Origin of the sequence: Gymnodinialimonas sp. 202GB13-11 (assembly GCF_040932485.1) — a bacterium.
In the GTDB taxonomy this organism is placed as follows: Bacteria; Pseudomonadota; Alphaproteobacteria; order Rhodobacterales; family Rhodobacteraceae; genus Gymnodinialimonas; species Gymnodinialimonas hymeniacidonis.
The window spans coordinates 2,245,206-2,258,540 of sequence record NZ_JBFRBH010000001.1 but is presented as its reverse complement, the minus strand read 5'-3'; the positions used below and the strand labels follow the sequence as shown (position 1 = coordinate 2,258,540).

The 13,335-nt window shown below is 59.5% G+C and carries 12 protein-coding genes; 7 read left to right on the top strand and 5 right to left on the bottom strand.

All coding sequences use genetic code 11. The features are described 5' to 3' along the window. Positions 1 to 35: 35 nt before the first annotated feature. The 6 genes from V8J81_RS11230 to V8J81_RS11205 all read left to right on the top strand — a co-directional run bounded on the left by V8J81_RS11230 (position 36) and on the right by V8J81_RS11205 (position 6,281). Positions 36 to 1,124: an ABC transporter ATP-binding protein gene (locus tag V8J81_RS11230; RefSeq protein ID WP_368475837.1), complete on the top strand. Its 1,089-nt coding sequence runs from the start codon at positions 36 to 38 to the stop codon at positions 1,122 to 1,124. A gap of 33 nt (positions 1,125 to 1,157) precedes the next feature. After that, positions 1,158 to 2,492, top strand: coding sequence for an ABC transporter substrate-binding protein (locus V8J81_RS11225; RefSeq protein WP_368475836.1), 1,335 nt, complete (start codon positions 1,158 to 1,160; stop codon positions 2,490 to 2,492). Positions 2,493 to 2,601: 109 nt separating this feature from the next. After that, positions 2,602 to 3,537, top strand: coding sequence for a carbohydrate ABC transporter permease (locus V8J81_RS11220; protein ID WP_368475835.1), 936 nt, complete (start codon positions 2,602 to 2,604; stop codon positions 3,535 to 3,537). A 3-nt stretch (positions 3,538 to 3,540) separates the two neighbouring features. Then, positions 3,541 to 4,476, top strand: coding sequence for a carbohydrate ABC transporter permease (locus tag V8J81_RS11215; RefSeq protein WP_368475834.1), 936 nt, complete (start codon positions 3,541 to 3,543; stop codon positions 4,474 to 4,476). 4 nt (positions 4,477 to 4,480) lie between these two features. Next, the gene (locus V8J81_RS11210; RefSeq protein ID WP_368475833.1) at positions 4,481 to 5,620 is read left to right on the top strand and encodes a Tm-1-like ATP-binding domain-containing protein; all 1,140 of its coding nucleotides are present in this window, start codon (positions 4,481 to 4,483) and stop codon (positions 5,618 to 5,620) included. Beyond that, on the top strand, positions 5,613 to 6,281 hold the full coding sequence (locus V8J81_RS11205) for a class II aldolase/adducin family protein (protein WP_368475832.1): 669 nt from the start codon (positions 5,613 to 5,615) through the stop codon (positions 6,279 to 6,281). The genes V8J81_RS11210 and V8J81_RS11205 overlap by 8 nt, the downstream gene beginning before the upstream one ends. 61 nt (positions 6,282 to 6,342) lie before the next feature. Here the strand turns inward: V8J81_RS11205 and urtE are convergent, their stop codons facing one another. The 5 genes from urtE to urtA form a co-directional block, all read right to left on the bottom strand. Next, the gene (gene urtE / locus V8J81_RS11200) at positions 6,343 to 7,038 is read right to left on the bottom strand and encodes an urea ABC transporter ATP-binding subunit UrtE (protein ID WP_368475831.1); all 696 of its coding nucleotides are present in this window, start codon (positions 7,036 to 7,038) and stop codon (positions 6,343 to 6,345) included. 3 nt (positions 7,039 to 7,041) lie between these two features. Further along, complete coding sequence (gene urtD / locus V8J81_RS11195) at positions 7,042 to 7,782, bottom strand: urea ABC transporter ATP-binding protein UrtD (RefSeq protein ID WP_368475830.1); 741 nt, start codon at positions 7,780 to 7,782, stop codon at positions 7,042 to 7,044. Beyond that, complete coding sequence (gene urtC / locus V8J81_RS11190; RefSeq protein WP_368475829.1) at positions 7,779 to 8,933, bottom strand: urea ABC transporter permease subunit UrtC; 1,155 nt, start codon at positions 8,931 to 8,933, stop codon at positions 7,779 to 7,781. Before urtC ends, urtD begins: the two co-directional genes overlap by 4 nt. A 4-nt stretch (positions 8,934 to 8,937) precedes the next feature. Beyond that, complete coding sequence (urtB, locus tag V8J81_RS11185; RefSeq protein ID WP_368475828.1) at positions 8,938 to 10,899, bottom strand: urea ABC transporter permease subunit UrtB; 1,962 nt, start codon at positions 10,897 to 10,899, stop codon at positions 8,938 to 8,940. Between the two features lie 67 nt (positions 10,900 to 10,966). Then, positions 10,967 to 12,232 (bottom strand): urea ABC transporter substrate-binding protein, encoded by a 1,266-nt coding sequence (urtA, locus tag V8J81_RS11180; protein ID WP_368475827.1) that lies wholly within the window; start codon positions 12,230 to 12,232, stop codon positions 10,967 to 10,969. A 129-nt stretch (positions 12,233 to 12,361) separates the two neighbouring features. On the opposite strand from urtA, the gene V8J81_RS11175 reads away from it, so the two are divergent. Beyond that, entirely contained in the window at positions 12,362 to 13,237 is an 876-nt protein-coding gene (locus V8J81_RS11175) for a LysR family transcriptional regulator (RefSeq protein ID WP_368475826.1), read from the top strand. The last annotated feature ends 98 nt before the right edge of the window (positions 13,238 to 13,335 follow it).

Here is a 13,335-nt window from a genome sequence, read left to right as displayed (position 1 = left end):
ACAGAATGCTGTTTGAAAGTTCGGGAAGGGAATCGATGCCGACTATTCGCCTTGAGAATTTGGTCAAGCGCTACGGGGCTGTGGAAGTCCTGCATGGCATTGAGCTTGAGATGGCCGAGCATGAATTCACGGTGCTGGTCGGCCCTTCGGGCTGCGGCAAGTCCACGACGCTGCGGATGCTTGCGGGTTTGGAGACGGTCTCGGACGGCGAGATCTACATGAACGATCAGCCGATCAGCGCGAAAGACCCAAAGGATCGCGACATCGCGATGGTGTTTCAGGATTACGCGCTCTACCCGCACATGAACGTCGCGCGGAATATGTCGTTCAGCCTGCGCCTTCAGAAGACACCGCAAGCCATCATCGACAAGAAGGTGAAGGAAGTGGCCGAGATGCTTGGCCTTTCGGATTTCCTCGCACGCAAACCCGGCGAGCTGTCGGGTGGTCAGCGACAGCGCGTTGCCATGGGCCGTGCGCTCTGCCGAGACGCGGGCACCTTCCTGTTTGATGAGCCGCTGTCGAACCTCGACGCGAAACTGCGCGGGCAAATGCGGGCCGAGCTGGCGCTGATGCGTCAGAACGTGAAGAAGAACATGATCTACGTCACCCACGATCAGATCGAGGCTATGACGTTGGCCGACCGGATCGTTGTGATGCATGGCGGGCATATCCAGCAACAGGGCACGCCGACCGAGTTGTTTAAGAACCCGGTCAACAAGTTCGTGGCGGGCTTTCTTGGCTCACCCCCGATGAATTTCCTTGAGGCCGAATTGGTCGAGGATGGTGGTGATCTCCGCGCGAAGGGGCAGGGGTTTGATATCCGGTTGCCCGATGCACTGGCCGCGCGGGTCAAAGGCAAGGGTGTGCATCAAGCAACGCTTGGCCTGCGCCCCTCGGATCTTGAGTTCGACGCCAATGCGCCCATCGACCAGAGCCTCGATCTGAATGTCGTGGTCTCGGAATACATCGGCGCGCAATCGGTCCTGATCTGTGACTGCGGCGGCGCGAAGGTCACGGTTGAGCTGAAATCAGAAACACCTATCGCGCTTGGGGAAACCCTGCGCTTTGCGGTGCGCCCGGAGGGGCTGCACCTGTTCGACAAGACAACGGAAACGGCACTGTAAACGGTGCCCGATCAGCAAACTGGGAGGATGAGTATGCTGAAAAGACTTCTCACAACAACGATGGTCGCCGGGGTCGCAATGACCGGCGCGGCCTTCGCAGACGGGCATTCCAACCCGTATGCGGAATATGAAGGGACGACGCTTGTCGTGAACTTCCCCGCGCACCCCCATTACAACGCCGTGATGGAAGTGCTGCCGGAATTCACGGCACAGACGGGGATCGAGGTTGAGGTGGATATGCTTCCCTACCTCGACATGCGCGAGCGTCAGACGCTTGAGCTGGCCCTGGACGAGGGCGCTTATGATATGATCGCCTATGTGGTCTTCTCGAAGGCCGATTACGTCTATGCCGATCAGATTCTCAACCTTGCGCCGTTCTTCATGAACCCTCGTCTGGCGGATCCGAACTATGACGCCGAAGACCTGATCGACGGTTATGTTCAGAACATCGGTGTGGCCGGTGGTGAGCGTGGCTATCTGCCGGGTCCGACGGGGTCGCTTTACGGTCTGCCGTTCGGCTCGGAGACGTCGGTGCTGTACTACCGCACGGACATCTTCGAGGAGCACGGTCTTGAAGTGCCGGAAACCTATGATGATTTCCTGGAATTGGCTTGCCTGATCCCCGAGCTTGAGCCGGGCATGGGTGGCGTTGCCTCCCGCGCGGCATCGGGGCACCAGGCCTCGCACGCATTCCTTCTCCATCTCGCGCCGCTTGGCGGTCGTGTGTTCGGCGACGGTTGGGAGCCGACCATCAACTCGCCCGAAGGTGTAGCCGCAGCAGAAGCTCTGCGCTCCATCGTCGAGTGTGGTCCGGAAGGCTCGTCAGCGTTTGGTCCGGCGGAAGCAGCCAATGCGTTTGCGCAAGGCCAGGCGGCCATGTTCCTCGACTCGATTGCTTTCGCGGCAACGTTTGAGGATGAAAGCCGGTCGACCGTGACCGGCAATGTCGGTTGGGCCCCGCACCCCGTGGGTGTCCGCGCCGCGTCGCAGACCGGTGGTTTCGGCATTGCCATTCCACGCAATGGTGCCAACCCTGAAGCAGCCTTCCTGCTGATGCAGTGGCTGACCAGCCGTGAAGGTGACCTTGCCGTGGCCATGGCCGGTGGTAACCCATCACGCTTCTCGACCTATGCCAACGAAGAGCTGAACGCGCAGTACCCCTGGTCCGCGACGTTTGGAGAGGCGCTGGCCGATGCCGATCCGGATTGGCGTCCGATCATCCCGCCATGGGGTCGCATCAATGCCGATATCGGCACGACGATGAGTCAGGTTCTGACCGAGGGTCTCGACCCGCAGGAAGCCCTGGACGGCATCGCCGAGCGCACCCGCGCGCTGATGGAAGAAGAAGGCTACTACACCTGGCAGTAAGCCATTTACCTTTGGACCCGCCGCGCGCATTGCGGCGGGTCTTCTCCCGGCCCCCGGACCGTCCAGTACGCGCCCGGGGGTTCCGCTCAAGGCCCCAAGGACACCATCCATGAACCGCATGACGCCGTACATGTTCATCGCCCCCGCCGCATTGGTCATGGCTTTGGCGCTGTTCTACCCCATCGGCTACATGATGTGGGGCAGCTTCCGGGACTGGGACCCGACGCAGAATATCTCGGAAACCGAATTCGTTGGCATGGCCAACTATGTGCGCCTCTGGGGCGACGCCTTTTTCTGGGAAAGTTTCTCGGTCACGCTGATCTTCGCCTTCACGGTTGTGGTGGTCGAGATGGTGATCGGGGTCGGTCTGGCGCTGCTGCTGGACCGCAACATTCGTGGCATGTCGGTGCTACGCACGCTGTTTATCCTGCCAATGATGATCGCGCCGGTGGTTGTGGGTCTCGTCTGGCGGTTCATGTTTCATCAGACCTACGGCACGTTTAACCGTTTCCTGGACTGGATTGCGGGTTGGCGGATTTGGGAATGGCTCGGCATCGAGTCGCCCATCCAGCCGGTCGATTGGCTGGGTCAGAACCCGCTTCTGAGCGTCATCATCGCCGATATCTGGCAGTGGACGCCATTCATCTTCATCCTCAGCCTCGCCGCGTTGCAGTCTTTGCCGCGCTCAGCTTTGGAGGCTGCACGCATCGACGGCGCGACCGGTTGGCAGCAGGTCTGGTTCATCAAACTGCCGCTGATGGCGCCTGTTCTGGTTGTGACCATGCTGCTGCGCCTGATCGATGCCTTCAAAGTGCTTGAAGTGATCCTGGTGATGACCGGCGGCGGGCCGGGCCTGTCGACAGAAATCCTAGCCCTGCGGATCGCGCGGACGGCGCGGGAGTTCCGCGAATTAGGTGAGGCGGCGGCGATGTCGAATTACCTGCTGATGCTGCTGATGCTGCTGACGCTTGGCATGTTCGCCTTCAACCGGTGGACCGAGGCGCGTTCGCGCAAGTTGAAATTCGCCGCAGAGGAGGAGGGTTGAGCCATGGCTGACACCACGTATGAGCGCCAGAACCCGGCCTTCTATGTCCTGATCGCGATCCTGATCCTGATGAGCGTCGGGCCGGTGATCATCCTTCTGGCCAACTCGATGCGGCTGGATGTGGACATCACCTCGGGCGTGGGCGGGCTGATCTTCATGCCGACGATCCGCAACTATGAAACGGCGTTGTGCGACATCTTGTGGTATGAGCCTGAACACTTGCGGTTCTGCCAGATCCGTTTTGGCGGGGCGTTCATCAATTCGATCATCATTGCGCTGATTTCTACCGCGCTGACGCTGATCTTCGGCTGCATGGCGGCCTATGCGCTAGTGCGGTTCAAGTTCATGGGGCGCGATACGGTATCTCTGTCCACGCTGGCCGTGCGGATGATCCCGCCTGCGGTTCTGCTGGTGCCGGTCTTCGGGCTTTGGAACAACGCGTTCTGTTTGGACAACGACTACGGCGTGGGCGAATGGATCCGTGACACGTTCGGTGGGCGCGGGGATGTGTGCCTTGCGGGGACGCATTCCGGCATCATCATCGTCTACGTGGCGATGAACCTGCCCTTTGTGATCTGGATCTTGCAGAGCTTCATCGTGCAGGTCCCGAAATCACTGGAAGAAGCCGCGCGCGTCGATGGGGCGGGGCCGTTCCAGGTGTTCTTCCTCGTCGTGCTTCCCCTGATCAAGCCGGGCCTTGCGGCGGCGTCCATCTTCACCTTCCGCATCGCGTGGAACGAATACCTTCTGGCCAGCGCGCTGGCGGATCGGGATACGATGACCGTGCCGATCCTGATCGTGAATAACGCCTCCGAATTCGACGGGCTTGGCACGATCTTCGCCACTGGCATGTTGCTGGCCATTCCACCGATCTTGTTCACGCTGTTCGCCTCGCGGCAGATCATCACTGGTATGACAGCTGGTGCGGTGAAAGGCTGACCCAATGAAGGTCCTGCTGATCGGAACGTTCGAAACCAAGGGTGTCGAGCTTGGCTACCTGTCCGACGCGCTCGCGCGCAACGGGCTGGATGTGGAGCGTGTGGACGTCTCGCTTGGGGCCGGGGGCACGGTTCTATCGGGGGCCGAAAAGCTCAAGCGCATGGAAGAACGCGCGAAGGCCGCTGCGGCCCATATCGCGGCGATGTGCGACGAATGCTACGTGGCGCTTGGCGTAGGCGGCGGCACGGGCGGTGAGATCGTGTTGGCAGCTTTGAAGGGTTTGCCAGCGGTTTACCCCAAAGTGCTGATCACCACGATGGCCTTCGATCCGCGTGCGGCTTTGGCCGATACGGCGATCACCCTTGTGCCGACCTTGTGCGATATCGAGGGCCTGAACCCCATGCTGCGGCAGGTGTTCGAGAATGCGGCCTCCATGGTGGCGGGCCTCTACCGCGCACAGATCCCCACGGCGGACCGCGCAACAGCGGTGGCCGTCACCACGCTTGGGGCTACGGGCCGGGCCGGGGCCGAGGTGGCGCGGCTATTGGGCGATCAGGGCTATGAGCCGACCGTCTTTCACGCCAATGGCTATGGCGGGGCGGCCTTTGCGCGGTTCGTCGCGGAAAGCCCGGTGGCGGGGGTCATCGACCTCAACGTTCACGAGTTGGGGCGGCTACGTTTGGCGGGGGCGCATGTGCCGATGCCCACACGGTTTTCCTGCGCCAACACATTGCCGCGCGTGGTGCTGCCCGGCGGATTGAACTTCATCGGTTTAGGCGAGATCGCGACCGTGCCGCCGGAGCATCTGGAGCGACCGCATTACCGGCATTCGGCCTATTTCACGCATATCAAGCTGACCGAGGCCGAGATGGCGAGCCAAGCCCAGGCCTTGGCGGGGCTGCTGAACGAAGCCAAAGCGCCGTGCCATGTGATCCTGCCCATGGGTGGGTTCAGCCATGAGGACAGGATCGGCGGGGCCATCGAGGACGCGCATCTGCGCGTTGTCGCGGCAGAGGTACTGGAGGCGGAGGCGCAGGCCTATACCGTCGCCCGCATTCCCGACCACATCAACACAACCGAAGCGGCCCAGGCCGCCGTCGATGCGCTGCAACATGCCATGAGCAAAAGGACCGAAGATGCCTGATTTCCCTGACCTGCACGATAAGATGGATGCCCTGATTGCCACGGCGAAGCGCTGCTTTAACGGGGGGCTCCAGACAAATGCGGGCGGCAATCTGTCTGTGCGGTTGGACAGCCGCGATGCGATTGTCATCAAGCCGTCTGGTGTCGGGTTCAATGAATGCACTCGAAACAATTTGCAGGTGGTCATGCTCGACGGCACAATCCTGCCGTCTGATGTAGCGTTGAAACCCTCCAAGGATCTCGACTTTCACCTCGACCTTTACCGGATTCGCGAGGACATCAACGCCATCGTGCATTGCCACTCTCCATGGGCGACGGGCTACGCCAGTGCGGGTATCGAGATTCCGTGTCTGACAGTGCAGACGATCGAGAAGATCGGGCGGATGCCGTTGATCCCGCTTTCAGCGAATGGCGGCCCACAGACCGAAGTCGAGATCAGCCCGGTTTTCCGCGATCCGAATATCCGCGCGGCGGTGCTGGCCAATCACGGCACAATTGGCGCGGGCCCGACGCTGATGGCGGCCCAATACCTGGCCGAGATCATCGAAGAGACCGCCCATATCGCCTATGTCCGCGACACTTTGATGGCGGCCCATGGAAAGACGCAGGCCGACCTGCCGCAATACGGAACCGCAGCGGAGGCAAAACTGGCCAGTGCGTGAGGAGGGGGCGTCTCGATAAGCTTTGACGCGCGTTAAATGCAGTGCGCTTTGCGGGTTTGCATCAGAGGCTGAAGGCCGCCTGAACCGCATCTCGCGTGGTCTTCGATTTTTCCGCCTCGAAACTGATTTGTCCGCGTCGCATGACGTAGAAACGATCGGCGAGATTGAAGGCGAAGTCGAAATACTGTTCGACAAGAATTACAGCCATCTCGCCTTCATCGCGTAACTGAGCGATCACGCGGCCTATGAGCTGGATGATGTTGGGTTGGATGCCCTCGGTTGGCTCGTCCATCAGCAAGACCTTGGGGCGCGTTACCAAGGCGCGACCGATGGCGAGTTGTTGTTGTTGCCCACCGGACAGGTCCCCGCCGCGCCGTTTTTCCATGTCCTTTAGCACGGGGAACAGCTCGAAAATCCGATCCGGAACGATGCGTTCGGATTTTGGCAAGCAGGCCAGCCCGGTTTCGAGGTTTTCGCGCACGGTCAGGAGGGGAAAGATCATCCGCCCCTGTGGCACATAGCCGATGCCAAGGCTGGCCAGCTGATGAGCGGCGCGTTTTGCAATGGGCTTTCCTTCCAGCATCACGTCGCCCCCGGATATGGGATGAGTGCCGGAAATCGCGTTGAGCAAGGACGTTTTCCCAACGCCATTTGTGCCCATGATGCAGGTGACTTCCCCAATTTCGGCCCGTACCGAAAGGCCGTTGAGGATTTGGCTACTGCCGTAGTGCAGTGTCAGGTCTTTTGTCTGCAACATCGTTCAGCGCCCCAGATAGACTTCGATGACCCGCTCGTCGGCCATGACGTGATCGAGTGATCCTTCGGCCAGAACGGACCCCTCATGCAAAACGGTGACCCGGCAATCCAGACGGCGGACAAATTCCATGTCGTGTTCCACAACAACGACGGCATGGCTTTCTGCCAAGCGCTTCAAAAGGGTGGTGGTATGTTCCCGCTCTTCTGTTGTCATGCCTGCTGCCGGTTCATCCACAAGCAATAGTTTCGGGTCCTGCGCAAGCAGCATCCCGATCTCCAACCATTGCTTTTGTCCGTGGCTGAGGATGCTGGCCGGATCTTTCAGGCGCTCGGTCAGGCCGATTTCCCCAGCAATCTCTGCAATGCGGGTCCGATCACGTTCGGATACACGGTCAAATATCGCAGCGATGGGACCCCGGGGCTTTTTGAGGGACAGGCGAAGGTTGTCCCAGACGGTCTGGTCTTCAAATACAGTGGGGCGCTGGAACTTCCGGCCAATGCCTTCCTGTGCGATCTGGGCCTCCGATTTCGAAAGCAGAGAATGCCCGAGCTCGCCCCAACGGACCGTTCCTTCGTCTGGTCGTGTCTTGCCGGTGACAATATCCATGAACGTGGTTTTTCCGGCACCGTTCGGACCAATGATCGCGCGCAGTTCGGGAAGGCTGATCTCAAAACTCAGATCGTTGATGGCTTTGAAGCCGTCAAACGTAACCGAGATGCCCTGAACCTCCAGAAGACTGTTCATGTCCTTTCCTTCCGAACGATGTAGTCGACCAAGCCGCCGAGCCCCTTCGGCGCGAAGAGCGTGACCAGAACGAAGCCAAGGCCCAACAGGACGGGCCACCAATCCACCCATTCGATTGCGAAGGCGCCAAGGTTGATGTCGGGCGCCCGACCGCCCGTAAAATAGGTGGAAAGAAGTGAAACGACGGCCGCGCCGATGACAGCTCCATACAGCCTGCCGCGTCCGCCAATGGCGACCCAAACCGCAAGGTAGATCGATGCAATAGGCGCGATTTCATCGGGGTTGATGATGCCCGCTTGTGGATAGTAGAGCGCACCGGCGATACCGCACAGCATGCCCGTTAGCGTGAAAACGAAGAGTTTGTAGGCCTCTACCTTGTAACCCAGGAACCGTACGCGTTGTTCGTCGTCACGGATGCCGCGGATGATATTGCCGAATTTGCCCGAGACAAGCCACGCCGCCCCTATGTAACTTAGTCCCAACGCAATGGCTGAGGCCCAGAAGAACCAGATGGAGATGCGATCTTGTCCGATCTGCTCCGCGCCGGGGATGTTCTGCAAGCCCGACAAGCCGTTGTTACCGCGCAAGCCGGTGTCGTTCTGGAACAGGTATAGTGACAGGGCCAGCGTCATCGCTTGCGTCAGGATGGACAGGTAGACGCCCGTCACCCGGCTGCGGAAGGCGAGCCAGCCAAAGACCAACGCCAGCAGCCCCGGAACAAGCACGATCAGGACGAGCGAAAGGAACAGGCTGTCGGAGGCCGCCCACATCCATGGCCAATCCTCGCCTCCGACGACACTAAAAATTTGCAGCGCGGTTGCGTCGCTGACCTCGGCCTCTGTCGGCGGGATCACTTGATTGGCAAGGTTTGCTCGGACAACGGCTTCGGTCCTCGCGGTCATTAGCCACATCCCGATGCCATAGCCCCCAAGCCCGAAGAAGGCGAAATGGCCAAGCGAAAGGATGCCGCAATAACCCCAAACCAGGTCCATCGCCATAGCGGCGAGGCACAGGCACAGGGTCATGCCAAGGACCTTGGTGAAGCTGACTGATAGGGCACCTGTGCCGTAGGCTTCGGACATGACGGTCACGGCAAGGGCGAAAAGCGCGAGCGTGCCGATGAAAATGGGAACGGAACGGTTCTGTGTCATGGCATCAATCCCCCGCTGCCCGTCCGCGCAGGGCAATCATCCCGCGTGGCCGGAACTGGATAAAGAGGATCACGAACAGGATCATGTAGGTCTGCGCGGCAAGTGTATTGGTGGGATTGAGCCACTCGATCGCTTTTTGCAGGGAGCCGATCATGCCGGCGCCAATGAGCGTGCCGAATATGTTTCCGACACCGCCAACGACGACAGTCATGAAGCTTTGCACAATGTAGTTTGAGCCCATATCGGGCGTAACTTGCGCGAAAAGGCCGATGGCCACGCCCGCCACGCCGGCAATCCCGGACCCAAGTCCGAAGGTCAGCATGTTGATCCGGTCCGGGTTGATACCCATGGACGCTGCCATGGACGGGTTTTGGGTAACGGCACGAACCTCCAGCCCCAATCGGGTGCGGTTGAGGATGAGCCACAGCATAACGAAGAAAATGGCCCCGAGAATGAAGATCGCGATGCGGATGGAGCTGATGGAGACGACATCATTGATGGTCACCGCACCGGCCAGCCAGTCGGGCGGCGTGAAGGGGCGGGCTTGGGTGCCGAAGATCTGGCGTATTATCTGCTGTAGGGCGATTGAAATGCCGAAGGTGGCCAGAAGCGTCTCTAGCGGGCGGTGGTAAAGCCAGCGAATGACGGAGCGTTCCATCAAAACGCCAAGCGCGAAGGTTACAAGAAACGCCAGCGGCAGTGCGATCGCGATGGATAGCGTGTAGTCAGATATGAGGGTTTGCACGACGTAGCCCGTGTAGGCCCCGATCATGATGAACTCACCATGGGCCATGTTGATAACGCCCATCACACCGAACGTTATGGCTAGGCCGATGGCCGCAAGGAAGTAAATCGAGGCCAGCGAAATACCGTCCAGCGACAGATCAAAGAAGCGGTAGATGCCGACCCGTGTTTCGATGCCGTCGAGCGTAAGGCGAGCCGCTGTTGTGACGGGCTGCGAGGCTTCCGCATAGGCGTCGAAGAACGTGTGGGCCGAAAGCGCTGCATCAATCTCAGCGGCTGCGGGGATAGGCAAAGCACGGTCCGCTTCGACCAGGGCAGCATAGGCTGTGTCGCGTGCGGCCTCTGTGTTCAACGTTGCAACTGGAATGCCACCGACGCGCCCGTCAATGACATTTGCGGCAAGGATATCGCGTTGCTGTGCGCGCGAAATCAGCGGCGGGGCCAGTTCGGCTTGCACCAGCATGTCATAGGCGTCTTCTCGGCTAAGCGCGCTGCTGCCCGGTTCAAGGATTGTCGCGATATTTGCGTCATCTGGCAGTGTTTCAGCCACATATCGGCGCGTTGACAGAAGGCGGTTCAATGTTGCGCGGGCATCAAGGCTTACGTTGCCGTCAAGCGTTCGGATGGCGTCAATGCGTGTTTGCTCGTCTTGCGCAAAGGCAATAACGAGACCGGGCAAGACAACCTCCAGCCGAGCAAGAATTGTCGGATCCTCTTCGACACCCAGTCGTGCTTCGACCAATGGCAGGAAGCTTTCGTCGGGGTCGTCGGCGATAGCATCCAGCGCTGCAAGGCGCGTGCTAGGTTCTTCGGCGGCCAACTGGAATTGCACCAATGCCCCGCCGATTACGCGGCGCACCCCGCCGTTGGGACGCAATTGGGTCACCTCGCGCGAGACTGCGGTGCCGATTGCCTCGCCAGTTGAAATGTCGAGCAAAACGACCGGGTCGGCATCTTCGTCTTCCACGTAAACAAACAGACCGTCGCTATCGCGCTGATAAGCTTCTCTGTTCTGCCAGCGTGTCAGAAAATCCGGTAGCTCTGGGTGGCCAGTAGACACCAGCGCATCAAGCGTTTCACCAACTGTGCGCCGGGACGGGTCCGCGATCTGTTCGGCATGGTCCTGCAATATGTCTTGAAGCGACACGCCCTGCGCCTGTGCGGCAGGCGTCAGGAACAGGGAAACCGCCAATGTAATGGCGATGCGGAGGACGTGTTGCATATGGTTTGGCCTGCTCAGAGGGTCGTGATGGCGGGCCGCGCGGAGTGCGCAGCCCGCCGCATAGCGATCAGTAGTTCGACTGGATCTGCACGCAGGTCTCTGTCTCGGTGTTGTACATCCCGCATTCCAGACCAGGCCAATCACTCACCAGAACCGCTGACTCGGGCAGGAAGTCCGTCCAGGCATCGCCCGGCACCGGATCGGTCTGGCTGATGATCGAGAACTGACCATCGGCCTCGATCTCACCAATCAGAACGGGCTTGGCGAGGTGGTGATTGGGCAGCATCACGGCAGTGCCACCTGTCAGATTTGGAACCTCAAGGCCGTACATCGCCTCGCGCACGGCATCGACGTCGGTGGTGCCAGCGGCCTCGACAGCCTGAACCCACATATTGAAGCCAATGTAATGCGCCTCCATAGGGTCATTTGTGGGGCGGCTTTCGTCGCCAATGAACTCATGCCATGCGCTGATGAAGGCCTCATTTTCGGGCGTGTCAGCGGACTGGAAGTAGTTCCATGCCGCGAGGTGACCGACGAGAGGGCCGGTATCAAGACCTGCAAGCTCTTCTTCGCCCACAGAGAACGCCACGACGGGGATGTCGTCGGCCTCGATGCCCGCCGCAGCCAGCTCGTTGTAGAAGCCGATGTTGGCGTCGCCGTTAATGGTTGAGATCACGCCAACCTGCTGCCCACCTTCACCCAGCGCCTGCACATCCGCCACAATGGAAGACCAGTCGGAATGGCCGAAGGGGGTGTAGTTGACGAAGATGTTTTCCTGCGGAATGCCGGCATCCAGAAGATATTGCTCAAGGATGCGGTTGGTTGTGCGAGGGTAGACGTAGTCGGTGCCCAGAAGCGCGAATGTTTCGACGCCCAGTTCTTCGAGGAAGTAATCAACTGCCGGGATCGCCTGCTGGTTCGGTGCGGCGCCGGTGTAAAAGACGTTGCGAGAGCTTTCTTCGCCTTCGTACTGGACCGGGTAGAACATCAGGCCGTTCAATTCCTCGATCACGGGAAGTACCGATTTGCGCGAAACGGATGTCCAAGCGCCGAAAATCACGTCGACTTCGTGCACGGTCAACAGCTCGCGCGCGCGCTCGGCGAAGAGTGGCCAGTCTGATGCGGGATCGACGACCACCGGCACGATTTCTTCACCCAGAAGACCGCCGGCCGCGTTTTGCTGTTCAATCAACATCAGCATAACATCGCGCAACGTGGTCTCGGAAATTGCCATGGTTCCGGTCAGAGAATGCAGGATGCCAACGCGGATTTCTGCGGATGCAGCATGGGCAGAAACCAATGACAATGCGCTGGCAAGAAGTAGTTTTTTCATTTGAGCCCCCTCAGGCGTATACAGGTATTTCGCATGTGCAGCGGTATGGATACGCATTGAGGTGGTGTTGTCTGCCACTATTTTTGCCGCTCTGTTGTGCATTTTTTGCACCATTCCTATAAGTGCCTTATGCGTCACCTAAAAATGTACAGGGCGATCCAAATGATCCATCGCAGCGGCTCCATCCGGCGGGCCGCACAGGATCTTGCGGTTTCGCCCTCTGCCCTCAATCGGTCAGTCCAGGCATTCGAAGAGGAATTGTCGTTCACCGTGTTCCAAAGAACGGCTTCTGGCGTTGAGTTGTCGGAGGCCGGGGAATTGCTGTTGAACGTCATTGACCGACATTTGATTGAATTCGGAGAACTCCAAAGGCAGCTGGGTCGGCTGCGCGATGGCGAGACAGGTGAACTAAGGGTCAGCGTCGGAAGTGACTTGCTCGCGGGCCAATTGTCCGCCGCGATTGCCGATATGGAAACGGATCATCCAGGGTTTTCCATCGAAGTGCGTTGCGAGGACGGGATCGACAGTTTGCGTCGGCGGCAGGTTGATCTTGCCCTGTTAACCAACCCCGTCACCGACGACGCAACGGAGGTGGTCCATGCACAATCCATCAAGTTGGTGGCGTGGAAAAGCGAGGGCCAGAATGCCGTGCCTTCTGGCCTTTGGGATCTGGCTCAAACCCGCGTGCTTTTACCGCCCGAAGGCACTGGGTCCCGGGTCGCGCTGATCCATTTGCTGCGTCGCAACCGCCTTGAGTTGAATGCCGTCTCGTCGCAGCCGGCGTCGCAAGCAGTTGACTATCTTGGACATCCCGATCGCATTGTGTTTTTCCCAGAGATCATTTTGCCGAATTCGGTTCGACGGGGGCAATTTATTCGGCTGCCGTGGGACTTGGGAGAGGTGCAACTTTGCGTTTTGAGATCTGCGCGCGTGCCGATGACACGGGCGGCACAGCTCTTCCTGACAAGCCTCCAGCTCAGGCTGGTTGAGATGACTTCAGACTAGACCCGTCATCATTGGGCAATGAACAAACCGACACCCTGTTCCCTCCAAACCTTGTCCGACACGTTTCGGTTTCCGGCGGCAAAAGCGGGCCGGTGCGA

Bases quoted from the DNA above. Each gene is read 5' to 3' on its own strand.
- V8J81_RS11230 (WP_368475837.1), top strand. From the start codon at position 36: ATGCCGACTATTCGCCTTGAGAATTTGGTCAAGCGCTACGGGGCTGTG.
- V8J81_RS11225 (WP_368475836.1), top strand. From the start codon at position 1,158: ATGCTGAAAAGACTTCTCACAACAACGATGGTCGCCGGGGTCGCAATG.
- V8J81_RS11220 (WP_368475835.1), top strand. From the start codon at position 2,602: ATGAACCGCATGACGCCGTACATGTTCATCGCCCCCGCCGCATTGGTC.
- V8J81_RS11215 (WP_368475834.1), top strand. From the start codon at position 3,541: ATGGCTGACACCACGTATGAGCGCCAGAACCCGGCCTTCTATGTCCTG.
- V8J81_RS11210 (WP_368475833.1), top strand. From the start codon at position 4,481: ATGAAGGTCCTGCTGATCGGAACGTTCGAAACCAAGGGTGTCGAGCTT.
- V8J81_RS11205 (WP_368475832.1), top strand. From the start codon at position 5,613: ATGCCTGATTTCCCTGACCTGCACGATAAGATGGATGCCCTGATTGCC.
- urtE (WP_368475831.1), bottom strand. From the start codon at position 7,038: ATGTTGCAGACAAAAGACCTGACACTGCACTACGGCAGTAGCCAAATC.
- urtD (WP_368475830.1), bottom strand. From the start codon at position 7,782: ATGAACAGTCTTCTGGAGGTTCAGGGCATCTCGGTTACGTTTGACGGC.
- urtC (WP_368475829.1), bottom strand. From the start codon at position 8,933: ATGACACAGAACCGTTCCGTTCCCATTTTCATCGGCACGCTCGCGCTT.
- urtB (WP_368475828.1), bottom strand. From the start codon at position 10,899: ATGCAACACGTCCTCCGCATCGCCATTACATTGGCGGTTTCCCTGTTC.
- urtA (WP_368475827.1), bottom strand. From the start codon at position 12,232: ATGAAAAAACTACTTCTTGCCAGCGCATTGTCATTGGTTTCTGCCCAT.
- V8J81_RS11175 (WP_368475826.1), top strand. From the start codon at position 12,362: ATGCGTCACCTAAAAATGTACAGGGCGATCCAAATGATCCATCGCAGC.